The organism is Paenibacillus sp. B-A-8, from assembly GCF_048572915.1.
Classification (GTDB): Bacteria; Bacillota; Bacilli; order Paenibacillales; family Paenibacillaceae; genus Paenibacillus_AQ.
The window spans coordinates 5,235,224-5,259,818 of the sequence record NZ_CP183882.1; the positions used below are offsets into that span (position 1 = coordinate 5,235,224).

A 24,595-nucleotide genomic window follows, 5' to 3' on the forward strand; every position below is an offset into this window, starting at 1 on the left:
GTGGAATGTTTTCAGAAAATTCTTTTTTTATTAAAACTTTAAACTTTTGTGACGTTGCCGCTTCACCGGAGCAGTGGAACATTACATCGCTTGTGATATGTACTTAATTAGCCCTACAAACATAAATAATAAATATCCTACACTCATAAAAAAGAAAGAAAGTCTCCAAACTGCCCGAAATAACCGCTTTCCATCTACCTTTCCTTTCAGACGATTCTGAGCGCCGCCAATCAATCCAGTGGATATTAATACAATAAGTAGTATAAGATAAAACCCAAAACCGTTATTAAATAAGTTGTTAAATAATGCGGATACCGATAATAATAAAAAAAATGTAGTCACGTCCATAGCGAGCATAAAAGTTTTCTTTTTATCTTTTTTTAAGCCTCTTCCAATGAAATAAACAATTAAAAACGGTACTATTGGAATCAAGCTCAAAGTAATGACCGAATTCATCAGCAATCCCATAGCTTCACCTCTCCTCCGAGATCATACCTTTATTCCTTCTACTAGTTGACAGATCAAGCGATGTAAAGGAACCAACGTTCCCGTTCTTTCTGCCATATTTACAAGACTTCCATTGATCCATTGAATTTCTGTGGTTCTCGAAGCGAGAACATCTGCCAGCATGGACGAAGTATTGCCAGCCGTATTCCTGCAGACTTTAAGGATGTTATCCCACGCATCGTGATCATAAGCAACTCCGCAGGCATCATATACCATAGTAGCTTCTCTAAAAAGTTCTTTCATTAACTGCAGGCGCCCTTCTGATGCAAGCAGCTCACCATTTGGAACACGCCAAATCGCCGTGAGTGGATTAATTACGGCATTGATTAGGAGCTTCCGGTAAATCATGGTACCCACTTCATTCGACAAAAAGGCGGAGAATCCTGCCAAAATGAGGACTTCTATTAAATATTTCGCTTGTAAATCAGTATGTATGATATGAGCTTGTCCATTCTTTAAGCCCCATCTCCCTATCCACACCTCCCCGGCACCTGCATGAATGACCTCAGTCAAAGATTTGCGCTTCGCAGCTTCTGTTGTAACGGCAGCATATAAATTAGCTTTCGGTAACAAGTCTCTGAGCATCTCCATATGTCCTATGCCATTTTGAAAACAAATGATGTGTGCCTGTTCTTTCCTAAGGGGGGATAGAAATTCAGGTAAAACATTATGTAATATATCCTGTTTAACCGTCACTATGATCCAATCACTTGGCTCACGAAAATACGCATCTGTAAACTCCTCTATGGGTGCGAACGCAAATCGAGCCCCCGAAATCGTAATCGAATCGCGGCCATCTTCATAACTCACAGTTAAGCCCTCGTTCTCTAATTGCCGGCACTGCTCTATCCCTCGACACCACAATCTCACTTTATTCCCGGATGCAATCAGCCTTCCTGCCAAAAGCAGACCAAGTGAACCCGCACCGATTATATCGATTCTCATCTGATCCTCCTGTTGATCTCAAGCGCAATTTTTCTAAGTATAGCCTTAATATACCAAGAAGAAACGTCGTTGTCCTCCTTTATAAGGGGCAATACCCAATCAAAACACCCGCAAATGGCGCTAATAAAGCGAACCACTTACGGGTGTTTTAGTTTGCAAACCGTTTATTCAATACGTTCTAAATTTCCATTCCCATCCATTTTAAAACGAGTCTTCATTTCTTCTTCTTCTTCGTTTAAGAAAGCGAGCCTACGAGCACGATCCATAATCTGAATTAAAGCTTTGTAATCATCGTTGACTACCCGGTAGTCACTTTGAGCAAGATTAACCTCTTTGGACAACCGCTCATTCTCAGATCTTAATTCTGTTAATTCATCTTCCTTCTCGCGCAAATCTCTCTCCAGCATTTTCAGCTGACGTCCTGCTTCCTGGATTGTACCTTTCCATTGTCTCAGGAAACGTATAACCGCATCAATGGATAATGTGTTCTCGCTTAATCCTTCGCCTCGTCCGAATTCCTCGTCGGTATCCCCGAGAATCAGACCCGCTACCTGTGCTCCTCTAACTGACGGTTGCTTTTTCAGGTAACTTCGTTTCTGACGTTGACCTTTTGCGATTCCGATTGCGCCTTCATAGCTTTTTCGAACACAGCTGTTCCAGCGGAATCCGCACGCAGCCGACGTTCTGCCGATTTTCTCGCCCACTTCTTCAAAAGCAGCAAGTTGTGTACTGCCCTCCCGAATGTGACGCAAGGTTACTTCTGCCAGTATTAGATCATCTTCTGCACTCCAAGCATCCTGTCTAACGGCTGTCATCCAACCAAACCTCCTAACAACATCTTGAAATAACCATCTCCATAACCGGCAGCTCTGCCGGGTAGTGAATAGGGATAAAAGCTGCTTACTCCATTTCTATGCTTCTCATAGAGTTCATAGAATCTATTTGATACTAAATTGTATTTCCATTATCTGCTCACATCATACGCTTTAAGTTATAAATTCTCTTTTTTCAATCATTAATCACCTCAGTCAATTATAAAAATCACATTTTATGAAGATTAGTACATTTTTTTCAATGAATTCGTTTACACATTTTTACTGAACGGGTATAATAAGTCGAAGGAATATTCGTGAGATACATACTGGAAGGGGGACTCTCTCTTGGACCGCATGTTTCGGGTATTAGGTTTTTTTACACTGGCTATTGGATTGATGGCTTTTGCCGGAGGTCTGACAGAAATGGCCTTGCTTTTCTTTTTACAAACCGCTTTTTTCGTAATTCTCGGTTATTTGAAGTTTACTGAAAAAACTTATGTCCTACTTTTTTGGGCATACATGATTTTGACTTTCACCGGTTTCAGCTATTGGACGATCTTTCAAATGGGTCTTCCACTATAAATTGCAGTACTCTCTTGAAGCGGATGAGGTCCTTATCTAATAAGGATCACTTCCGTTTTTTTGTTTATAAGCTAGTATATATATGAGGCCCTCACAAAATACCCGAGTACGCATCGAAGCAATAACGCCTTCGGTGTCCCTAAAGGACGGTAAGCGTTTATGCGCGAGATATAAGGATAATGTATAACGTGAAGCTTATACTTTCTTATATTTGAAGGATAGCCTCACTTTGTGGGGATATTTTTGTATGTATGCTATTTTAGAAGGGTTAAACATATTATTAGTACATACATATATCAATTCAAGAAGAATCGGCTTTGCCGACCCTTTTGGGGACGGTTTCCGTTTCTACGAGAAATAGAAGGATGATTTATGGAGTGAAACAGAAATTTCTTATATTTCAAAAAAAGGTGGTGGTGTGGTGCGCTCCCGCAATTCCCTAAGCCGCATGATGGCAACCATACTAATTCTCTTCTGCTGTACATTGTTCCCGTTACAATCTACGATGTACCTGTCTGCCGATCCAAGCGGTTCTTTTTTCAATTCCTCTATACCAGATAATGAAGAAACCCGTAAACTTCTGGAGCAGACTTTGTCTTCCGCAGAAATCGAGCGGGAAATCATCAAGATTACAGCCGAACAAAAAGCGCTTGAAGAAAAGGTAGAATCCCTCGAAGAGCAAGCCAGCCAGAAAAAATCTGCCATCGCAAAGCAACAAGAGCGTGCAGGCGCAGTCCTGCGTTCTTATTATATGGGGGATAGAGACGGTCTCATGGCTGCGTTTTTATCCGCGAAAAGTATTAGCAGATTCCTGGCTCTATTCGATTATTATGAAATAATTATTGGAAATGACCGCGACATTCTCACACAATACGAGGATCAGTATAGGGATCTAAAAAAGACCCTCCAAGCTGCACAACGCAGCTCGAAGGATCTTGCGGAGCTACGAACTGCTCTTGAGGAACAGAAAATTCGGGTAGCTGCGCTCAATAAAGAAATTGAAGGCGGGATTAAAGACAGTAGTGACCCTGATAATATGAGCGCTCTTCTTCAAGAATTCACATTATATTGGGAGAATATTGGTTTACGCGAGGTAAAGACCTACTTCAAAGCATTATCATCTGCTATGAATAAGTTACCGCAGTTTGTCCAGAATCGAGAGGGAGTCCTTACTCGTAAGGGGATGACTTATGTTCTAAATCTGAAAGAAGAGGATCTGAACGAATTTCTTCAATCCCAGAATAAGCTATTTAACGATTTCGCTTTTCATTTCAATGACGGATCGATTACTGCCACTGGAAAAAGCGGAGCGTTAGCCCTTTCATTAACCGGTCACTACATCATTCAGGAGGAACCCATCAACGGACTTATATTCCAAGTAGATCATGTTGTATTTAATGGTCTCGAATTACCTGACACCACTAGAAGGACACTTGAAGAGGAATTTGATTTAGGTTTTTACCCTGGGAAAATCGTTTCTTTTCTACGTGCCACAGAAGTAGATAGTAAAGAGGGCGTCCTGCAAGTTAAACTTTCGATCTCATTCTAGACCTTTCTTAATGAAGTCTTTGTACCCTGCCGCATCAATTTTTCCTGTAAGCAGTAAGGATACTGCTTCAGCAATCTTACTCCAGCCGCCTTGGGATTCGATCTTCGGGGCGGTTTCTTCTGTCAGTAAGAGTTCAACTCCGAAAGGAAGCTTATATTTAAAAGCATGCTCCGAACGATAAAGGACATCAAGCGCAGGCAAGCTCCCCGTGTTCTCCAGCCAATCCATCTGAGAATCCTCCGAGGTAATAAATGTCAACCAATTCACGGCTTCCTTTGGACTTTGAGATTGCGCCGGAAGCGCAAAGGAACGGCTGTAATAGGATTCAAGTCCTTTCCCGTCACTTGCGGTCCGTGGTGCTTCAGCAACTAAGGATGAATTGCCATGTTTTTGCCACTCTGATAGTGGTAGAGCAGCAACAGCAACGCTTCCGCTCTGAATCATATCCCAAACATCTTTGTTATATCGGCTGGTAAGGTAAAAATAACTGCGAGCATTCTGAGTCCAATTCATCACTTCTTGGTTATCCGATAGCAAGCTGCTGTTCATACTCTCCATGACCGCCGACAATCCATATGGATTACGAGTATCCATCGCGAGCAAATATTTCCCTTGCTCTTTAAGCACATTCTGAAGCAATATATTCCACTGTTCCAGACTTCTTGGTAAGGTGGTAAACCCCAGTTCCGCAAGACGCTGTGGTGAATAAACAAGGATATAAGGGTCTATATCCAGCGGCACTCCCCAATTATATCCGTTCCATTGCATCCACGGGATCAACTGAGTTAACGGTGCAGTTCCTGGAATGCTCTGATAAACATCCACCGGTAATAAATATCCACGTGTAGCCCAGTCGAGAATACTTCGTCCATCCGCCATGACGATATCCGGACTGTCTCCGATGGTTAGATCATGCTTCAAAACTTCGTCTGCATCCTCGCTATCAATATTTCTTAATATCACCTTTACTCCACTTTCTAAAGTATAACGATTGCTTAGAAGCTCCAGCTCACTGAATTCCTCGCTATTTAGCGATACTGTTATACGCAGACTATCTATAGAACCCTCTTCCCCTGAAGAAGGATTTGTAGACTGACTTTGAGGCTTTTTCATAGGATGTGGGTCGTTATTGGTACTCAATTCCATACTGGGCGACAAGCTTGTCAGCGATAGTAGTAAAATTGCAAAAAGCAGCCAATAATTTTTGCGTTTAAGCACGATTTCCCACCTTCCCCATGATTCGTCTTCACTATTTTACCAAACCCGTCGCTGCTTGTCTTTAGAATGTGAAAACGTTCTCTTTCTATTATATAGGTGAAACGACGGAGACAATTAAAAGACTGGGTGATCTTAGCGCTAAGGGCGCTCCATGTGCGGATTATTCTTCCGATCGCTGTTGTCTCCAGATTTATGGATTATATTCCTAAACGGTATAAATCCGGAGACAAAGGCGAGCGCTAACGCTTCTACAGAACAATTCCTCCCCCTCCGCTGACCGCGCTCATTCTAAAGCACCACAACCGTTAATTCCCTCCTCCGTTTCTGGGCGGGCAGGAAAAAGCCGGGAGTTATGTTTCTCCCGGCTGAAAAGAGGATTGAAGGTTAGAGAAGATCCGCGGCCAATTGGGCCAGACGGGAACGCTCCCCTTTTTCCAAAGTAATATGTCCGCTAATCCCTTGCTGCTTAAACTTCTCAACGATATAACTAAGCCCGTTGCTCGCAGCATCCAGATACGGATGATCGATTTGCTCCGGATCCCCCATAAGAATGACCTTACTTCCTTCACCCGCTCTGGAAACAATCGTCTTCACTTCATGACGGGAAAGGTTCTGAGCTTCATCAATAATGATGAACTGTGAAGGGATAGAACGTCCACGGATATAGGTTAAGGCTTCTACCTGTATGCTGCCTAAGCCCATTAATATTTTATCAATATCTCCAGCTTTTTTGGTATCGAACAGGAACTCTAGATTATCATAAATAGGCTGCATCCACGGTCTTAGCTTCTCATCCTTCTCCCCGGGTAAATAACCAATGTCTTTCCCCATGGGAACTACTGGCCGGGCAATGAGCAGTTTTTTGTATTTATGCTCATCCTCAACTTTGAATAGTCCGGCAGCAAGCGCCAATAACGTCTTCCCTGTACCAGCCTTACCTGTAATGGTTACAAGTGGGATTTCATCATTTAGAAGCAGTTCCAAAGCCATTCGTTGTTGAGCATTTCGGGCGCTGATCCCCCAAACCGAATCATTGCCTAGATAGAGCGGCTCTAGACGGGTCGCATCACTATTCACTTTGAGAAGTGCTGATTTGCCCGTGCCGATCTCATCCTTGAGGATCACAAATTCATGAGGGTACAAGGGATACGACAACGCGAGCTGTTTAACCGTTAAAGAACGGTGACTGTAATATTCATCAATCAATGCCGGATGAACCTGCAGAGATTGGTAACCAGTGTAAAGTTCATTTAAATCTCCAGTACGATCTGACAAATAATCCTCTGGTGTAATCCCTAGCACATCCGCTTTAATACGGACCAGCACATCCTTACTCACAAGCACTACGGGACGCGGATCTGGCTTCTCCTTCTCTTCGATTAAATAATTGAGAGCTACAGCCAAAATCCGATTGTCGTTAGATACCTCACCAAACATTTCCTGTACCTTCACAAAACTGCGATGGTTAAGTTCTACCTTCAGCTTACCTCCATGCTCCAGTTCCACACCACTATGCAAATGCCCTAGTTCACGAAGTCCATCAAGCAATCGGGAAACTGTGCGGGCATTCCGACCGATTTCGTCAGCGTTGCGCTTTTTGGAGTCGATTTCTTCCAGCACAACCGCCGGAATAACCACCTCATGCTCCTTGAAAGAGAAAATCGAATTGGGGTCGTGCAAAAGCACGTTGGTATCTAGCACAAATATCTTGTTCATATTATCCCCTCCACAGCGCCTGGTTTGATTGATCATACATAACTCTTTCCGCCAAGGGAAAAGATAAGGTACAGAAACGATCTTGGCTGAAAGGAGTAAGCACATATGAGAAAATCAATGTGTCTGTTGCTGGTACTGCTGCTACTGACAAGCTGCGGTATCGCTAATAAAAAGACATCACCCTCTCCTCAGAATAAACAATCAGCGAATGCTGTAAAGGGTCCGGGGAACCATGAGGTTCGACAATTGTCCAATGATGGTGTGACTAATCCTAAGGCCACCTCAAAAGCTGGTCAAGCCGTTAGTGTTAAGGGCGAAAGTGAAATTGCACTTAAGGACCATTTTGAACAGTTAGCAAAAAGAGTCCCTGGTGTGAATGGTGCACACTGTGTAGTCATGAACAAGGTGGCCATCGTTGGTCTTGACGTAGAAGGTTCTCTAGAACGGTCACGGGTAGGAAGCATTAAATATTCTGTAGCGGAAGCTATTCGCAAAGACCCAAGAAGTGTACGTGCGCTTGTCACAGCCGATATGGATCTCTCCAGCAGATTAGCAGACATGAGTCGCCATATCTCCGAGGGACATCCGATTTCCGGATTTTCATCCGAATTGGCTGATATCATCGGTCGAATCATGCCGCAGCTGCCAGAAGATACAAAACCGCGAAAAAATGCACAGTAGAGGACAAAAAAAGCCCAGTGATATTCTCACTAGGCTTTTTTCATGGCAGCAAATACTTGTCCGTCCAGCTTCTCAGCGGCACGTCCATCATAAACCTTCGCATATCTTGGGGCGGATTCAAGCTGCGCTCCATAAAAAAGCGCATTACGCACCGCCATAATTTCAACATCAAAGCAGCACATTTTGAAAGGGACATCCTGAAGCGGATCCTGTCTTACAACGGCAGTGCCGTTAATAGCATGAACAGCTCCCTCACCAAACACAGTAATAGTTACTAAAGGGTTGATCTTCATGTTGTTCACGAGTCTGGAACGATGATCTACAGCCAGACGCACAGTACTAGGACTAACTGCATAAATCCACGATATGGCCGTGGACGTTGGACCTCCTGATTCCGCATCAACTGTGTTGAGAAGAACAAAGGTTTCCGATTGCAGCATCGATAACAAGGTTTCGTTCAGCTGAGCAACGGCTTCGGACATAAGTACTGGCCCCCTATGCGGCGTAAATTCATTCAATTTATTATATTATAGCACAGGCTGAAACTTGCATTCAATTTTAGAGCGAAGTGTTATTAAGGTCTTTAAGGCGCCTCAGTGGATTCCGAAGTGGAGCTAGCAGAAACTCCTGCTAACCGATCCTGCAGGCTTTTCTTGGCAGCCTCAAGCTCCTCATCATTAATATATACATACGGACTTCGCCATGTTCCAGTCACAGGCTTGAATTCGATATCCTCTTTGGAAATCTTCCAATAAGTCGCAATCATATCTTTAATCTGCGAATTTTCGATATCAGTCTGCATGTTGCTGTCCACTGCGTCAAGAACCTTGCCTATTTTTAATACTCCGCCAAGCGATTGCATCTGATCCACCAATGAATGAAGGACCTCATTCTGACGTTTGTTCCGATCAAAATCATCTGAAGCCTTAGTCTTAGGCTTACAATTAGATTTACGATATCGCACATAATCTAGCGCTTTATCTCCATTAAGCTCTGCCGGACCTTTTTTCAGATTGATATTCGTACCGTCTACACTGTCTGTATAACACATATTATCGCTAATGTTGACTTTGACTCCGCCAAGCTCGTCCACCACATCACGGAAGCCTTGGAAATCCAGAATCGTTGTATAATCCACATCAATATCTAGATATTTCCCCATCATGGTCTTCATCTCATCTTCTGCCAAAATACCAGAGGACTTCTCCTTACCTTTGAAGCGAGCATAGAATTCGTTAATCTTCGTTTGCTTGTATCCACTGAGCTCAACTAAGGTATCGCGTGGAAGAGAGACAATGGTAGCTGATTTTGTCTTAGGATTAAGCGCTGCAACCATAATAACATCTGTCAATCTAGATTCATGCTTCGGTCTATTATCCGTACCTAGTATAAGCATCGTCAATGGTTTTTCTGTAGCTGAATGTCCTGGGGCAACCGTTCCTTTGTTCCCTGCGTTAAAGACCCCATTCTCAAGCTTCCAATACAGATAGCCGCCGTAGCCCAATACGCCAAGAATCGCAATAATCAGCAGGGTTAACAAGATTCTAACTAATCTGCCAAAAAAACCTCTTTTCTGCGGTTTCTTACGCTTTTTTTTCTTAGGAGAACCCTTTACAGGCTGTTTTCTATTATTGGGTTGTTGCCCACTTGCTCTTGGAGGTAAACTGCTGTTTCGTGTACTCATAGTAGAATAAAGTCCTCTTCATTTCATTTGGAATTAAAATTGCCACACTTAAATAGACGTTACATAAGCAGTAAAAGTTTCGTTTACTGTCTTTTTGCTGCAGTTGCAGCCTTTCTCTTCTGCCGAGCTTCCATGATATAACGTACTCGTACGAGCAACATCAATCCGACAGCAACCAGCAGACACTGGATGATCGGTAGCTTATCATGTTGAAAAATGAGGAGCATGCCGGAGCCGATCGCCATCATTATGTAGAGCATAATCTCTTTGCCAATCGATAACTTCTGATTCACACGAAATACCTGATTATACACAAATGTAAGCAATATAAAAATAACAATATAAGCGACGATTGGATGCTCAGCAAACCAGACCTGCATAGATACCGCACTCCTCCCAAATTTAAGATACGTTTACATTATATCATCAGTAGGGGAAGTTTTTGTTATAAAAAAAACCGCCGAAAGTTAAACCTCCGACGGCTCTTTACTATGATAAGTTGATCTTACGCGTTTGCTTGTGCCATTTTACGTTGCTTCTCTACACGTTCGCGTTCGCCTTTGTTCAAAATCTTTTTGCGCAAACGAATGGATTTAGGTGTGATTTCACAATATTCATCATCATTCAAATATTCAAGCGCGCCTTCCAAAGAGAAGGTACGTGGTGTCTTCATTTTTACAGTATCATCTTTGCCTGAGGTACGCATGTTTGTAAGTGCTTTTTCTTTACAGATGTTAACGATAATATCGTTATCACGGGTATGCTCGCCTACGATCATACCTTCATAAATTTCTGTACCTGCATCCAAGAAGAGAATACCACGATCCTCAACACCCACGATTCCATATTGAGTTGTTGATCCAGTCTCACTTGATACAAGAACACCTTGATGACGTCCGCCAACTTGACCAGCAACCAGTGGAGCGTAGCTGTCAAAAGCATGGTTCATAACGCCGTAACCGCGTGTCAAAGTCAAGAAGTAAGTGTTGTAACCAATCAAACCACGTGCAGGAATCAGGAACTCCAGACGTACTTGACCCGTACCGTTGTTAATCATGTTGACCATTTCGGCTTTACGGGTACCCAGACTCTCCATAACAGAGCCCATGCTTTCTTCTGGAATATCAATCATTAGACGCTCAAGCGGCTCCATTTTGACACCGTCGATTTCTTTAATGATTACTTGTGGTTTAGAAACTTGCATTTCATAACCTTCACGACGCATATTCTCGATCAGAATACCAAGGTGAAGCTCACCGCGTCCAGAAACGATAAATGCATCAGGACTATCAGTTTCTTCCACACGCAAACTCACATCTGTTTCAAGCTCTTTAAAGAGACGCTCACGTAGTTTACGGGAAGTTACCCATTTACCTTCTTTACCAGCAAAAGGACTGTTATTCACAAGGAATGTCATTTGCATGGTTGGCTCGTCAATCTTCAGAACTGGAAGTGCTTCAGGGTGTTGTGGGTCAGCAATGGTCTCACCAATGTTGATATCCTTGATCCCTGCGATAGCAACGATATCCCCTGCGCCCGCTTCTTCTGTTTCAATACGTTTCAAACCTTGGAAGCCGAACAATTTCTCAATACGCGCGGTCTTACTCTTACCGTCACGCATAATAACTGTTACAGATTGACCTTGTTTGATTACACCACGGTTTACACGGCCAATAGCAATACGTCCCAGGTATTCATTGTAGTCCATCAAAGTAACGAGGAATTGAAGAGGCTCTTCAACACTTTCGGTTGGAGCTGGAATGTGCTCTACAATTGTTTCATATAGGGAAAGCATGGTATCATCTTGTTTTTCAGGAACCAAGCTTGAAGTACCATTAAGGGCAGATGCATACACAACCGGGAATTCCAATTGTTCGTCATTTGCTTCAAGTTCGATGAACAAATCGAGTACTTCATCAATAACTTCCTTAGGACGAGCAGCTGGACGGTCAATTTTGTTCACGACAACGATTGGTGTAAGTTTTTGTTCCAATGCTTTACGCAGAACGAATTTCGTTTGCGGCATGCAGCCTTCATAAGCATCAACAACCAGCAATACACCATCAACCATTTTCATGATCCGTTCCACTTCGCCACCGAAGTCAGCGTGTCCAGGTGTATCCACAATGTTGATCAAAAACTCTTTATAAGTTATTGCTGTATTTTTAGCTAGGATTGTAATTCCGCGTTCCCGCTCGATATCGTTAGAGTCCATGGCACGTTCTTGAAGGTGCTCGTGTGCGCTGAAGATCCCCGATTGCTGAAGAAGCTGATCGACGAGTGTTGTTTTGCCATGGTCAACGTGGGCAATGATCGCAATGTTGCGAATATCTTTTCTTGAATGCATGATTTGTATCCAAATCCTCTCATTTATCAAATTAAAACTGTTAAAATTCGTAGCATGTCACGGCAGTCTCACAAAAGAAGCGCCAGGCAGAAAGCCGACGCTTCAACATAACATTAATATTATAGTGAAAGCACTATGAAAAGCAAGTCTTTTTATGAAAAAAACAGTTTCCAATTTTCGTTTTTTTTTAGGATGGAACATCGGCTAGCTTCAATTCCATCTATTCCAGCTGCGTGTTCTGCCCCGTCCAGTAATCAGCCAAATCCCTGCAGCGATAAATACAATACCAATTAGATAGATCACACCAGTTCCCATAAGACTGAAAATACAAAGCGCTATGCTTAGAACGCCTAATATAACAGCAATTGCAGAAATTCCCCCAGTCCGTCTTGGAGAATTGATGGAATATTCATACAGGCCTACGGCAATGCCAAGCAGAAGCACTGGCCATAAATATTTCATAAGCCCCCATCCCCATATATTGCAAAGACCAAACAATAAACCATACACCGTTAATATCCCCGCGGGAATCAATACTGTTGCCGAAGCGCGGCGGCTAAAAAATAACATATGTAGAACCAATCCAGGAAGTAAAATCACTAGCGGCCAAAGGGCACGTCCCAAAAATCCGAAGACCCCCAGTTTACCGAATAAAATCACGATGCCAGCAGCTACAATGAATACTCCTAGTCTAATGTCATTCTTGGAAGACATCTTTCACCCATCCCTTCAAATTCACGTCTACCTCACTACCATGTCATCTCATGCCCTTAAAACGACAGGATTCTTATTCATATCTTATCTGAAATACACTCAAAATGCCATCACTGACCACGCAAATTATCCCCCCAAAGTGACTTTCTGATACGTCAAAAAAAGGACAATTCCAATTTATGGAGATGTCCTTTTAGTATTGCCTTTTATTGCAAATTATTAACCTGCAAATGTTGTTCTCCGCTTAATAGCTCCGGTTACAACCACTAATATTCCTAAAGCGATCGGCAGGATGGAATGCGTGGATGGGAGTAAAAAGGATAGCATTGTCCCTAATTTTGCATCCTGAAGCATCATGTCACCTGCTGTAAAGGCTAAAATATACGCGCCGATAAATACGAGTACCGGAAATCTATGCAACCAGCCTACAATGAGGCCACTTCCCCATACTACAATCGGAATGCTGAGTGCAATCCCGATGACAATTAAAGCCAAATCACCTTTGGCTAGACCGGCAATCGCCAAGACATTATCGAGACTCATAATAAAATCAGCCACGAGAATCGTTCGGATTGACTTCCATACGGAGGATACTTCCGCTACCCTGAGATCCTCCTCTTCTTCGAGCAGCAGCTTGAACGCAATCCATAGCAGCAGAATTCCTCCTCCAGCTTGGATATAAGGGATTTTCAACAGTAATACCGCGACAAATGTAAGCACGCAGCGCAAAATAACAGCTCCCGCAGCTCCCCACCATACCGCAATTTTCCGGTGTTTCTCCGGAAGGTCTTTACTGGCCATCGCGATGACCATTGCATTATCTCCACTCAGCACAAGATTGATCATCAATATTTCACCAAGGAGCAATAATGATTCCATTCTCTCTTACCTCCCCGAATCACATGTAACTACATGTATGTTCGGAAGTGACAAGCTATGCTTCCTGTCCAACTTTTTTTTGAGGATGAAAGCATGTATGCCCTTTTTTTTGCGTATACAAAACTAAGCATATCTTCGTGCTGATCTTAACTAACTTTAGGGGTGACTACGCCTTGAATACATCCATATGGGAGTTTGTATTATCACTGCTCAATATTATCTTTCTAGATCTCATTCTGGCGGGAGACAACGCTATAGTCATCGGGCTTGCTGCGCGTAATTTGCCGAACAGTACTCAAAAAAAGGCAATCGTGCTCGGGACAGCAGGTGCCGTCGTATTACGGATTTTCGCAACAATTCTGGTCGTGTGGCTATTAAAGATCCCCTGGTTACTACTAGCTGGCGGGATTTTACTTATTCTGATTGCCTATAAACTGTTAACAGATGAGAACAATTCAGCAAATATCAAGGCTGGCCAAAGCCTATGGTCTGCTGTGGGTACAATCATTCTAGCCGATGCTGCGATGGGACTGGATAATGTCATCGCCATTGCTGGCGTTGCTAAGCACAATATCTCTCTAGTTGTCATAGGACTGTTAATCAGCGTGCCAATCGTCGTCTGGGGAAGTACTCTCTTTATTAAATTAATCAACAAATATCCATGGATTATTTATATTGGCTCAGCTGTCTTAGGGTTTACAGCGTCAAGCATGATTACAGATGAGCAGCAGCTATCCCCATTCTTTGACCAGCATCCGCTATTGAAAGCTCTGTTTATATTCGTGATCCTCATTGGCATTTTAATTGGAGGACACTGGAGACGTCAATCCAGTCATAAACAATCAAAAAAGCTGCCTCAGCCGTAAATATTGCTACGAATGAGACAGCCTTTTTTTTATAATATTAAAACCATTCTTCCTGTAATCCAGCCTGGGCACTTACTACATCTTTAGGCTTCTCATCTCCATAGGGAGTGATCAGCACGGTCTCCGTGGCTTCAATCGCTGCATCCAGCATTGCAGAATATCCAGGGAGCGTAGCTTCAATTTTATCTACAATCCGTAAATTCGGGTTCGTTGTAGGTGATTTTGGAACGAATAAAGTGCAGCAATCCTCATAAGGAAGGATAGATAAATCATAGGTGCCTATATTCTTAGACAGCTCCACAATATCACTTTTGTCCATCATTACCAGTGGACGTAGGAGAGGAAGATCTGTAGCACGGCCGATCACGTTCATGCTTGGTAACGTCTGACTAGCAACCTGACCCAGACTTTCACCGGTTACGATTGCGAGTGCCCCCTCACGTTCAGCAAGCTGTGTAGTAATCCTCAACATAGCTCGACGCATCAACGTAATAATCAGGTTATCCTGACCTATTCCAGTAAAAGATGTCTGTACCTCTGTAAAGGGCACCAAATGCAGTTTGATGACTCCCGCATATCGTGACAAAACCCTCGTAAGATCAACCACCTTTTGCCGAGCAAGCTCACTCGTATAAGGATAACTATAGAAATGTACGCATTCCACCTCAAGTCCACGACGCATGGATGACCAACCCGCTACAGGACTATCAATGCCTCCGGACAGCAATAACATTGCTTTTCCATTCGTACCAAGCGGAAATCCACCAACACCAGCAATATTTTCACAAAATATATAGGTATGACCTTGGCGAATTTCGACCTTCAGCTCCAGTTGAGGTGATTTTACATCCACAGTAAGTCCGGAGTATCCTTGCAGCAGTGGGGTTGAGACTAGCTTATTCATCTCCATAGAGCCATACGGGAACTCCTTCCATACTCGTCGCGCATTAACCTTAAATGTAGTTCCCGGTGCAGGAGCGATGATCTCTAAAAAATGGCGGCTGACAGCCACAATATCCTCGAGCTCTGACTTAGCCACCTTTACTGGACTGATAGAGGCAATACCAAATACGTTCTTTAGCGCTTCTACCAATTCAATAGCAGGTTCTCCGTTCAGCTCTACATAAATTCTTCCAAACTCCTTGGTTAGAACTACCTTTGGATAAGGCTTAATCATTTCCTTCACATGACGCAGTACAGTTTTCTCAAATCTGGCACGGTTCTTGCCCTTTAATGTAAACTCCCCGAAACGCAAAAGCAGCATATCGGCATAATCTATACTATTGGCACTGCCTTTAGCAGATTCCTGATTCATCACACTCATTAGTTACTTCATACCTCCTTCAGCAATCTTTAAAGCTCGTACCGCAGTAATTAGTGCTTTCTCAAGTGCCGCGACATCTTCTTCAGTGTGACTATCACCGAAACTGATACGGATGCCTCCTGAAGCAACAGAAACATCTTTGCCCATAGACAATAGAACACGACTAGGTTCTGCCAGTCTGGAAGAGCAGGCCGATCGGGTAGAAACAGCCATCCCTAATTCCTCCAGCTTGCGGGCAAATACCTCACCTTTCATGCCTGGGTATGAGAAATGCACAATATGAGGGGCTCCATCCTCTCTGCTGTTTATAACAAATTCAGGAACGGTGTGCAAGAAGCGTAGCAGTCGATCTCGAAGCGGAAGCACTCGAGCATTGAAGGTTTCGCGTTGCTCACCACTCATCCGCACTGCTTTGGACGATGCAACAATCGCAGGTACATTCTCTGTTCCAGCACGTTGCCCCTCTTCATGTGAACCACCTGAAAGTAAAGGGAACAGTTGAATTCCTTCTTTAATATAGAGAAGCCCCGCTCCGCGTGGGCCTCTAATTTTGTGAGGAGACAAGCTGTAAAGATCCGCTTTCCATCCTTTAAGATCAACAGCAAGCTTGCCAAATCCCTGAACGCCATCTACATGAAATAAGGTTCGTGAATTGGCGGATTTAATCAACCTGCCAATCTCCTTTAGCGGCTGCACTGTTCCAATCTCATTATTTACATGCATCACACTTACGAGCACAGTATCACGCCGTACTGCAGCAGCTACTCGCTCTGGATCAATCATTCCAGTACTGTCCGGCGCTACAAAAGTAATCTCCCAGCCATTTCTCTGCAGTTGCAAACAGCTTTCATAAACAGATGGATGCTCTATTTCCGTAGTTATAAGATGACGTCCTCTTGACTGATACTGCAAAGCAGCACCTTTAATAGCTAAATTGTTACTCTCCGTAGCTCCAGATGTAAATAGGATCTCCTTCGGTTGGACAGCTAGCGCAGCCGCGCATACTTCTCGCGAACGCCTGATCAGCTTAGCTGCTTCACTTCCAGCACGATGTAAGGATGACGGGTTAGCATAGTGCAGCTTCATAATTTGTTCCATCGTCTTCACTACATCTTCATAGGGGGGTGTAGCGGCGGCATAATCCCAGTAAAGCATATATCGATTATCTCCTTTACTTCCTTAAAGTACAAAAATCATTCTTTCTTAAATTCCGAAAAAGGATCAAACGGTAATCCCAAATACCAGCCATGTGGTTTAAGGGAACTGCCCGTTTGATCCTTTATATTATACAGCGTATTGCGCGCGAGCGCGTTCTATTTTAGTGATATAGGACTGCGTCTCTTTTGGAAGCAGTGTAAGCTTCTCCAATAATTCCTGATCACTGCTTACCCCAAGGTTAATGACCCTGCCTGGTCCAGCATTGTAAGCCGCTAATGCCATCTTTTCCTGTCCGTCAAAGCGTTTCAATTGATAAGACAGATAGCGTACGCCGCCATCAATGTTTTGAGCGGGGTCAAATGAATCTGAAACCCCTAAACCGCGTGCTGTTCCATCCATTAACTGCATTAATCCTTTTGCACCAGCCGATGAGACAACGTTTGGATTAAAGGATGATTCTGTATCAATTACAGCTTTTATCAAATCAACTGGCACCCCGTATTTAGCACTCGCCGTTTGAATTAGATCATCATAGCTCGTTGGTTTAGTATCCGTTATTTCCCCGGAAATTACACTCTCGATGCTTTCCGCTGTCCCACCTATCTGTTGCCACAACAGGCTACTAACAGATGACGCGTCCGGGAGTGACGTTAAGAAGGTTGTATCCCCGCTGTTAGAGGTGTTAGAAGACAAAGCTTGCAGCATCGCTGCAAATTGAGAAGCTGACGCACCTGACCTTTCAGTTTCATTCGCTGAACTACTCTTGGCGGTTGCACTCTTTAAGCTTATCCATTTAAGCTGCCCTAACCCATTGGTTACAGCGGGATTAATCTCCATACCGGCGCACTCCTTTTATCCTGTTGTATCATATATATTGATCTAACCTTAGATTTCGATGAATTACGGCTTAATATTACATTTTATCCGAGATTATTGCTATATGCTGGAATGAAAAAACAGACTTCAGACCCTGATATTTAGGTCTAAAAGCCTGTTATAATTCAAACTTTACGCTTCTTGTTTAGCGGGCAAAGGGGATCATCACAAAGTAACTAAGTGTGGATACAATCCCTAAACCCATCGCCCATGCCCCAAGCGTTTTTTGTTCTTTGGCATATGCATAATATCCAATTACAACCGATATAGGTCCAAGAATGATGGACCAGAGAAATAAGGAGGCAATACCCATAGCCAGCCCAGTATAACCCATCACTTGGCTACCACTGTATTCCACTTCTTCCTCCTTAGTTTCACTCGCCACACGCGGTGTTGTATCCCGAACCGGCATCGAAACCGGATTCACCTCTGCGGCATATTCCTCTTGATGTTCTCTGTCCCGGCGAGGATAGTCTACTCTGCGCGGACGCAATATGACTTTTCTCGGACCGGATGGTCCATTGGATGAACTTGATTCATGATCCTTTTCTCTGTCCATTAGGGCGGCCTCCTAGGAGTTCGGCTTAAAAGTTAAACAGCATGTTGCAGACGATGTTGCGACATGATCGTGGTGACCCTCATTCGTCATTTCCTCAGCATATTCTTCTTTAAATCCACTACCCGCATGCTTGTCGATCTCAATAATAATTTCTTCAGCCCGGCATAAATTATGCTCGCCCCAATAATGACAATTGCTCACACTACATTTGACTAATGGCTTTACACTCGACATATTTATCACCTCGGCTTCATTATGTCCGCTCGATTTCCCGCCTATTCGACAGGCAGGTTTCCAGTTGATGTAACGAAGCCCACGCAAAATATCCCCACAAAATGGGGGGTGCTTCGATGCGTACTCAGGTACTTTGTGGGGGCCCAAAATATATAAATTCTAATACGTCAAAAAAGGACCAGCCTTGGCCATTATAAATGGACGAAGTGCTGATCCTTTACACGAACAATTTAACTGTTAAACCTGATTTTGCATACGTTTCTCAGTCAAATAGTCGTTCTCATAATAAGTAAGGTCATCGCGTAACTCTTCATAAGTCTTGGTAATTTCAAGAATGATATCACGTGCCGGACGAACTGGCTTTTTACGGAAACGAATGGCATCCTGTCCAGTATAAGCATAACGTCCATCTTCAGAATAGCTTTCATTCTTTGGATAGAAGAAGTTATTCACGCCATAGTGATACACATTATAAAGCGCTTTCTGCGCAAAAGATTCATCGAATGTAGCACGACGCAGCGCAACTCCCAGCTTCTCATAAGACATTTCCGAGAACACTAACAGATGACGAACATCGGACAGAAATCCTTGATAAAAGTGTACAGTTTCCTCATCACTTTCAGTTACAAGTTGAGGCAACGCATGCTCGTTTAGAAAAATTTCCATCTTATCAATTACATCTTTAAGTTTGTCTCTCGTCGATTCACATAATTTCTGCACATTGGCTGCTGACATGGCGGTTGCTCCCCCTTATTATTCCCTGCTCTTGTAGTCAATAAAGTTAATCCTATGAAGAAATAGTCTCTAGACGTATCTCTTTATTCTTGCAATATCAGGATGTAAACACAGAGAAGTCTAACCTTCTGAAAATTAAAAGAACATCTATCGACATATCTCCTGCAATATCAGGATGCGAACTCCAGATGCTTATTCTCTCTGATATTATCATAAAAAACGTAAGGAAGGTATCCTTTTCTAAGATGCATAAAACATACGCTCTCTTCTAAACCTATAGACATTACAATGTGTAGAGGAGCGGAAATCATGTCACGAAAAAATCTAACGGTTGCAGGTCTGATAACAGCTGCGTTCACAGTTGTTTTACTCACCTTTGCGCTGCGCCCTGCTGCTAATGGGACAACCAGAGAAGTCGCTAATGTCGCTGTACCGAATCCTGCTCCAACTTCAGCCCTGCATTCAGCACCAAATCCTTCACAGGAAAAGTCGTTGAAAAAAACCTCCTTATCTCAAGATGTTGATGCGACGGATCACCTGAATAGAGTCGATGTCAGCAGACATTTGACCAAGCTCCTCTCTGAAACGGATGGAATGACTTCGCTCCATGATAAATCAGTGTATGCGAAACGTTTGCAGCAGAACCACGGATTTATCACCATGCTAATGTGGATCGATTTTCGCAAGCATAAAACGGAAACCTTTAAGTCCTCCTCATTTCCTCAAGGGACCGAACAGGAGAAACAACAGCTGCAGAAATATCTAAAGACGGCGAAATCAGCGATCCATGGTCATCAATCCTATGAATCTCCAACGTTTACAATCGGTAAAGAGAAATATTACTTTATCGCTCAGCGGAACAAAGAAAAAAATGTAGGCATCATCGCACTTATTAACCAAAAGGTGCTTGGGCGTGTGGCAGATCATCAGCTGAAGAACCTGCGTCTCATTCCTTATCCGAAGGAAGGCAAGTACCGTGTAGAGTCTGTCCATACCGACAATTTAAAGGATATCACCGTCAAGACTGGTCATGATAACGAAAACGCCAGCCATTTTTATGAGAATGAAATTGTCGTCCGTTTCCGCAACAACTCACCTACACCGGGGCAGCTTCAAACGATAACCGCTGACATCAACGGTAAGAAGCCGCGTAAGCTTGGGTATGCCTATATTTTTCGTTCGGAGAAGATGACTTATTATGAGCTCAAAGATTATTTCACCAATAAATGGCATCCTGAATATACAGAGCCCCACTATATGTATTTAACCAATGATACGATAACTAAAAACGCAGAGGGAACCGTTACTCCAAATGACATGTTATTCTCCACTTATCAATGGAATCTGCCGGCGATAGAAACCGAACTAGGGTGGAACCTTTCTAAGGGTAGTAAAGAGGTTGTCGTGGCTGTGGTGGATACCGGAGTCCAGATCAATCATCCAGATCTAAAAGGTAAGCTTTTGACCGGGTATAATGCGATCACCAACGGTTCCACCCCAGAAGATGATGTAGGACATGGCACACATGTATCTGGAATTATAGGCGCACTGGTTAATAACGGAGAAGGCGTGGCGGGAATTAGCTGGTATAACAAGATCCTTCCGGTAAAAGCACTCGATAATTCAGGAGCAGGTACCACATATTCCGTAGCAGAAGGTATCATTTGGGCAGCTGACAACGGTGCAAAAGTCATAAATTTAAGCCTAGGCAACTACGCGGATTCCCAATTTCTTCATGACGCAATCAAATATGCCTATGACCGAGATATCGTCTTGGTATCTGCTGCAGGCAATGATAATACAGAACGCCCAGGATACCCTGCTGCCTATCCTGAAGTGATTGCAGTAGCTGCAACCAATGCTTCGGGGGAAAAGGCTTCCTTCTCCAACTACGGCGATTATATTGATGTCGCCGCACCCGGAGAAAGCATAGCAAGTACTTACCCTGATAGCCAGTATGCCGCTTTATCCGGAACATCGATGGCCAGTCCTCACGTCGCTGCACTGGCAGGTCTGGTTCGTTCACTGAATCCGAATCTAACGAATACCGAAGTTATGGATCTTATGACCAAAAATGCCGTTGATTTAGGCACTCCCGGTCATGACAAATATTTCGGGTGGGGTCAGGTCGATATTTATAAGACACTGCAAGCCGCTAGCGGCAATCAGGTTCCGCTACAGCTATGGCCACAGCATGTGCAACAGCAAATGAATCAATTGAAACAAAGATTAAGTAACCCTAAGTAACACCCCTTAACCGCTCACCCGCAAAAACCGACCAAGCAGACGGAGAAATAACCGTAAACCTTCCTCCATATCCGTTTCATTCATTTGCGAATAACACAAACGGATATGCCGAGAAGGAGTTTCTGCGGAATAACAGACATCACCAGGTAAAAAAGAAATGCTCTCTTGTTCGGCAAGCTCATGTAATCTTGCGATATCGGGAGAAGCTGGTAGCTCCAGCCATAGATTAAGTCCTCCCTCAGGAAGAATATAGTTCACTCCAGGCGGCGCGTAGAGCTTAAGCAGCTTTGCCGCCTTTTCCATGCGACCGCGAAGTGTAATTCGTAATTGAGCAGCATAGGATTCATACTTGCCCGCAATAAACGGTAATACTGCCCGTTGCGTGAGGAGAGGACTCCCTAGATCACTTGCAGACTTAGCGGCGATAAGCCGAGACAGAATATTCCTCTCAGCGGCAACACAGGCAATTCTACAGCCGGGTGCTATAACTTTACTGAAGCTCTTCATATAAACTACATGCCCTTGGGAATCCATCGATTTGATTGCCCCAGGCGGAGGCGCATGAAAATATAAATCACTAAATGGATCATCCTCTACAATAAGGCAACGATAACTGCGGGCTAATTCCAGCAGCCGTTGTCTTCTTGCCATGCTCATGGTTACTCCGCTCGGATTCTGAAAAGTAGGGATAGTATAAATCAGTTTAGGCGGTCTCTGATCACACATTCTTGTCAGAAGGTCCACCCTCATCCCTTCACTGTCCGTAGGTACAAAGATCATCTCTGCACCTCGTCCTGCAAAAACATCAATAGCCCCAGTATAACTAGGCGCCTCAAGATACACAGTATCTCCAGGTCCGACAAAGGTACGAGCTACCAGATCAATGCCTTGCTGAGTTCCGCTTGTGATCATCAAATCCGAGGAGGTGAGCGAAATTCCACGTGTTTTCAAATGATCTCTCATGATTCCTCGCAGCTCCAGATCACCTTGGAAGTTCCCATAGGTTGCCATAAGCTCCGGCTGCTGAGTGACTAATGCTGCATAGGAGTCACCGATATTTTTTAGAGGGAGTAGCTCACTATGAATTGCAGCTATATGAAAGGGATACTTTACTTCAGAGTAATCAAAATTGCGCCAAAGCTGAGCTCTCGGCAAATAATCATCATATACATCCTGCCAGCGCCCCTCTTCCTGACGTTTAATATGCCCAGGATCGGCTACAAAGCAGCCTTTACCCTGTCTGCAATAAATAAGCCCTCGCTTCTCAAGCACATCGTAAGCCTTGCTTACAGTAACCTGACTTACTCTCAGAGTTGTAGCCAAACTTCTTACGGAGGGCAGCCGGACACCTTGCTGGAGCAGTCCTGATGAGATCCGCTGATTTAGGGTTTCACTGATCTGATGGGGCAGAGACTTACTGCCGCCTCGAATCAAATCGATATGCATGAACCCTTCACCTCCACTGTTATATTCAACGCTTTACTGTTATACAGTACTCCTATTATGATAGCACCAAATCGAAAGGTGGAGAACTCATTTATGGATATCAAATACTCGGCCGCAGCCAATCATCTAGGATCATCAGCCGTTCGCGAGATTCTAAAAGTTACACAGGGCAATGACATCATTTCACTTGCAGGCGGGCTGCCTGGGGAGGATTTGTTTCCCTTGGAGGCCGTACGGGACGCTTATAACCGTGTGCTCTCCAGCGATACCTCAGCACTTCAATACGGACTAACCGAGGGCTTTACTCCACTACGTGACAAAATCGCTGAAAGACTTACTCGACAAGGAATCCCTGTTTCAGCGTCTGAAATGATTCTGACTACTGGTTCCCAACAGGCCATAGATCTACTATGTAAAATACTACTTGACCCCGGTGATGCTGTCCTTGTTGAAGCCCCCACTTATCTAGCAGCCATACAGGTGCTTGGCTCCTATCGAGCTGATATTCATACGATCAATAACGACGACCAAGGCATTCTGCCAGATCACCTGGAGAATCAAATTCAAAAACTACGTCCCAAACTCCTATATGCAGTTCCGACCTTCAACAATCCTTCAGGCGCAACCTGGAGTAAAGAACGTCGTGAGAAAGTGGTTGAAATCTGCCGCCGTTACAATGTTCTGATCTTGGAGGACAATCCCTACGGTGAAATAACCTTTGAGGAAAATAAAGATCTTTATCCACCCTCACTAGCGTCCATCGACAGAAGCTATGGCGGCGATTATTGTGTTGCTTACACTGGAACCTTTTCCAAAATCGTAGCCCCTGCCCTGCGTACCGGCTGGATTATCGGTGATTCTAGTCTCATCAAGACCATCGCCAAAGCAAAACAAGCAGCTGATCTGCATTCTAGCACTATTGACCAGCGCGCTTTGGATGAACTGCTGCTTCATTTCGATATTGAGCAGCATATCCGTGTCATCTCAAGAGAATATTATTCTCGAATGAAACTTTTATCCGCTGAACTCAGATCACAGAACTGGGAAGGTGCTCATTTTCTAGAGCCACGAGGCGGTATGTTTTTATGGCTTACGCTTTCCCAAGAGATCAACACGAAGGAATTACTTCCGCTAGCAGTAGAGCACGGTGTTGCTTTTGTTCCAGGTGAGGTGTTCTATTCATCACAGCCCCTGAAGAACAAGATGCGTCTGAATTTCACACATACGCCACCTGAACTTATCCCCGTTGCTGTTCAGCGTCTGGAGAAAGCGTTGGTACAATGGCGGGAGAATCAATCCACGGTTCGATCGTAATCATGATCTAATAACCCGGCTTCTTCATCCTTTATAGGATGGGGAAGCCGGGTTATTTAATTCCCTGCATGCCTAGAGTAATTTACTTCTTAGACACTTCTATGCTATCTTTATTGATCCTAAAATATCCATTTTCAACAAAAGACATGATTCTACTGACACTTACCCCTGTCTGAAGGGATATATTTAATACCATCGT

At 43.7% G+C, this 24,595-nt stretch carries 24 protein-coding genes; 6 read left to right on the forward strand and 18 right to left on the reverse strand.

The features are described from left to right. Window positions 1–81: 81 nt before the first annotated feature. The 3 genes from ACN6MV_RS23690 to ACN6MV_RS23700 all read right to left on the reverse strand — a co-directional run bounded on the left by ACN6MV_RS23690 (window position 82) and on the right by ACN6MV_RS23700 (window position 2,267). Window positions 82–468 carry a DUF3397 domain-containing protein gene (locus ACN6MV_RS23690; protein ID WP_042130267.1) on the reverse strand — a complete coding sequence of 129 codons (387 nt, stop codon included), beginning with the start codon at window positions 466–468 and terminating at the stop codon, window positions 82–84. A 21-nt stretch (window positions 469–489) separates the two neighbouring features. Beyond that, window positions 490–1,452, reverse strand: a complete 963-nt coding sequence (locus tag ACN6MV_RS23695; protein WP_419885006.1) for a ketopantoate reductase family protein — start codon at window positions 1,450–1,452, stop codon at window positions 490–492. Window positions 1,453–1,616: 164 nt separating this feature from the next. Continuing rightward, window positions 1,617–2,267 carry an RsfA family transcriptional regulator gene (locus ACN6MV_RS23700; protein ID WP_042130271.1) on the reverse strand — a complete coding sequence of 217 codons (651 nt, stop codon included), beginning with the start codon at window positions 2,265–2,267 and terminating at the stop codon, window positions 1,617–1,619. A 345-nt stretch (window positions 2,268–2,612) separates the two neighbouring features. Between ACN6MV_RS23700 and ACN6MV_RS23705 the strand changes: the two genes are divergently transcribed. Continuing rightward, window positions 2,613–2,849, forward strand: a complete 237-nt coding sequence (locus tag ACN6MV_RS23705; protein WP_042130273.1) for a DUF2626 family protein — start codon at window positions 2,613–2,615, stop codon at window positions 2,847–2,849. Between the two features lie 421 nt (window positions 2,850–3,270). Next, complete coding sequence (locus tag ACN6MV_RS23710; protein ID WP_419885007.1) at window positions 3,271–4,398, forward strand: coiled-coil domain-containing protein; 1,128 nt, start codon at window positions 3,271–3,273, stop codon at window positions 4,396–4,398. On the opposite strand, the gene ACN6MV_RS23715 is transcribed toward ACN6MV_RS23710, so the two are convergent. Together ACN6MV_RS23715 and ACN6MV_RS23720 are read right to left on the reverse strand one after the other, a co-directional pair. Further along, entirely contained in the window at window positions 4,390–5,616 is a 1,227-nt protein-coding gene (locus ACN6MV_RS23715; RefSeq protein WP_419885008.1) for an extracellular solute-binding protein, read from the reverse strand. The genes ACN6MV_RS23710 and ACN6MV_RS23715 overlap by 9 nt on opposite strands. 384 nt (window positions 5,617–6,000) lie before the next feature. Continuing rightward, a complete protein-coding gene (locus tag ACN6MV_RS23720) occupies window positions 6,001–7,332 on the reverse strand; it encodes a PhoH family protein (RefSeq protein WP_076117287.1) in 1,332 nt (443 codons plus the stop codon). 105 nt (window positions 7,333–7,437) lie between these two features. On the opposite strand from ACN6MV_RS23720, the gene ACN6MV_RS23725 reads away from it, so the two are divergent. Further along, window positions 7,438–8,013, forward strand: a complete 576-nt coding sequence (locus tag ACN6MV_RS23725; RefSeq protein ID WP_042130279.1) for a YhcN/YlaJ family sporulation lipoprotein — start codon at window positions 7,438–7,440, stop codon at window positions 8,011–8,013. A 29-nt stretch (window positions 8,014–8,042) separates the two neighbouring features. Here the strand turns inward: ACN6MV_RS23725 and ACN6MV_RS23730 are convergent, their stop codons facing one another. From ACN6MV_RS23730 to ACN6MV_RS23755, 6 genes are all read right to left on the reverse strand, one after another. After that, window positions 8,043–8,495 carry a pyridoxamine 5'-phosphate oxidase family protein gene (locus tag ACN6MV_RS23730; RefSeq protein ID WP_419885009.1) on the reverse strand — a complete coding sequence of 151 codons (453 nt, stop codon included), beginning with the start codon at window positions 8,493–8,495 and terminating at the stop codon, window positions 8,043–8,045. A gap of 101 nt (window positions 8,496–8,596) precedes the next feature. After that, window positions 8,597–9,697, reverse strand: coding sequence for an LCP family protein (locus ACN6MV_RS23735; RefSeq protein ID WP_419885010.1), 1,101 nt, complete (start codon window positions 9,695–9,697; stop codon window positions 8,597–8,599). Between the two features lie 83 nt (window positions 9,698–9,780). Continuing rightward, a complete protein-coding gene (locus ACN6MV_RS23740) occupies window positions 9,781–10,077 on the reverse strand; it encodes a YlaH-like family protein (protein WP_042130285.1) in 297 nt (98 codons plus the stop codon). A 125-nt stretch (window positions 10,078–10,202) separates the two neighbouring features. Beyond that, window positions 10,203–12,044, reverse strand: coding sequence for a translational GTPase TypA (gene typA / locus ACN6MV_RS23745; RefSeq protein ID WP_042130287.1), 1,842 nt, complete (start codon window positions 12,042–12,044; stop codon window positions 10,203–10,205). Window positions 12,045–12,254: 210 nt separating this feature from the next. Further along, the gene (locus ACN6MV_RS23750) at window positions 12,255–12,758 is read right to left on the reverse strand and encodes a hypothetical protein (protein WP_042130289.1); all 504 of its coding nucleotides are present in this window, start codon (window positions 12,756–12,758) and stop codon (window positions 12,255–12,257) included. Window positions 12,759–12,977: 219 nt separating this feature from the next. Beyond that, window positions 12,978–13,637, reverse strand: coding sequence for a TerC family protein (locus tag ACN6MV_RS23755; protein WP_042130290.1), 660 nt, complete (start codon window positions 13,635–13,637; stop codon window positions 12,978–12,980). 173 nt (window positions 13,638–13,810) lie between these two features. Here ACN6MV_RS23755 and ACN6MV_RS23760 point away from each other — a divergent pair, with 173 nt between their 5' ends. Next, window positions 13,811–14,503, forward strand: coding sequence for a TerC family protein (locus ACN6MV_RS23760; RefSeq protein WP_419885011.1), 693 nt, complete (start codon window positions 13,811–13,813; stop codon window positions 14,501–14,503). Window positions 14,504–14,540: 37 nt separating this feature from the next. Here ACN6MV_RS23760 and thiI read toward each other — a convergent pair whose 3' ends face one another. The 6 genes from thiI to ACN6MV_RS23790 form a co-directional block, all read right to left on the reverse strand. Beyond that, entirely contained in the window at window positions 14,541–15,827 is a 1,287-nt protein-coding gene (gene thiI, locus ACN6MV_RS23765; RefSeq protein ID WP_231573885.1) for a tRNA uracil 4-sulfurtransferase ThiI, read from the reverse strand. A gap of 3 nt (window positions 15,828–15,830) precedes the next feature. Beyond that, a complete protein-coding gene (locus ACN6MV_RS23770) occupies window positions 15,831–16,982 on the reverse strand; it encodes a cysteine desulfurase family protein (protein WP_042130295.1) in 1,152 nt (383 codons plus the stop codon). A 129-nt stretch (window positions 16,983–17,111) separates the two neighbouring features. Then, on the reverse strand, window positions 17,112–17,822 hold the full coding sequence (locus ACN6MV_RS23775; protein WP_076117297.1) for a lytic transglycosylase domain-containing protein: 711 nt from the start codon (window positions 17,820–17,822) through the stop codon (window positions 17,112–17,114). A 184-nt stretch (window positions 17,823–18,006) separates the two neighbouring features. Next, complete coding sequence (locus tag ACN6MV_RS23780) at window positions 18,007–18,420, reverse strand: hypothetical protein (protein ID WP_339287679.1); 414 nt, start codon at window positions 18,418–18,420, stop codon at window positions 18,007–18,009. 12 nt (window positions 18,421–18,432) lie between these two features. Continuing rightward, complete coding sequence (locus ACN6MV_RS23785; RefSeq protein WP_076117472.1) at window positions 18,433–18,654, reverse strand: DUF1540 domain-containing protein; 222 nt, start codon at window positions 18,652–18,654, stop codon at window positions 18,433–18,435. Between the two features lie 237 nt (window positions 18,655–18,891). Then, a complete protein-coding gene (locus ACN6MV_RS23790) occupies window positions 18,892–19,389 on the reverse strand; it encodes a YpuI family protein (protein ID WP_042130298.1) in 498 nt (165 codons plus the stop codon). A 309-nt stretch (window positions 19,390–19,698) separates the two neighbouring features. Here ACN6MV_RS23790 and ACN6MV_RS23795 point away from each other — a divergent pair, with 309 nt between their 5' ends. Next, a complete protein-coding gene (locus ACN6MV_RS23795; protein WP_419885012.1) occupies window positions 19,699–21,636 on the forward strand; it encodes a S8 family peptidase in 1,938 nt (645 codons plus the stop codon). Between the two features lie 6 nt (window positions 21,637–21,642). On the opposite strand, the gene ACN6MV_RS23800 is transcribed toward ACN6MV_RS23795, so the two are convergent. After that, complete coding sequence (locus tag ACN6MV_RS23800; RefSeq protein WP_042130302.1) at window positions 21,643–23,082, reverse strand: PLP-dependent aminotransferase family protein; 1,440 nt, start codon at window positions 23,080–23,082, stop codon at window positions 21,643–21,645. 93 nt (window positions 23,083–23,175) lie between these two features. On the opposite strand from ACN6MV_RS23800, the gene ACN6MV_RS23805 reads away from it, so the two are divergent. Continuing rightward, window positions 23,176–24,396, forward strand: a complete 1,221-nt coding sequence (locus ACN6MV_RS23805) for a PLP-dependent aminotransferase family protein (RefSeq protein WP_419885013.1) — start codon at window positions 23,176–23,178, stop codon at window positions 24,394–24,396. The last annotated feature ends 199 nt before the right edge of the window (window positions 24,397–24,595 follow it).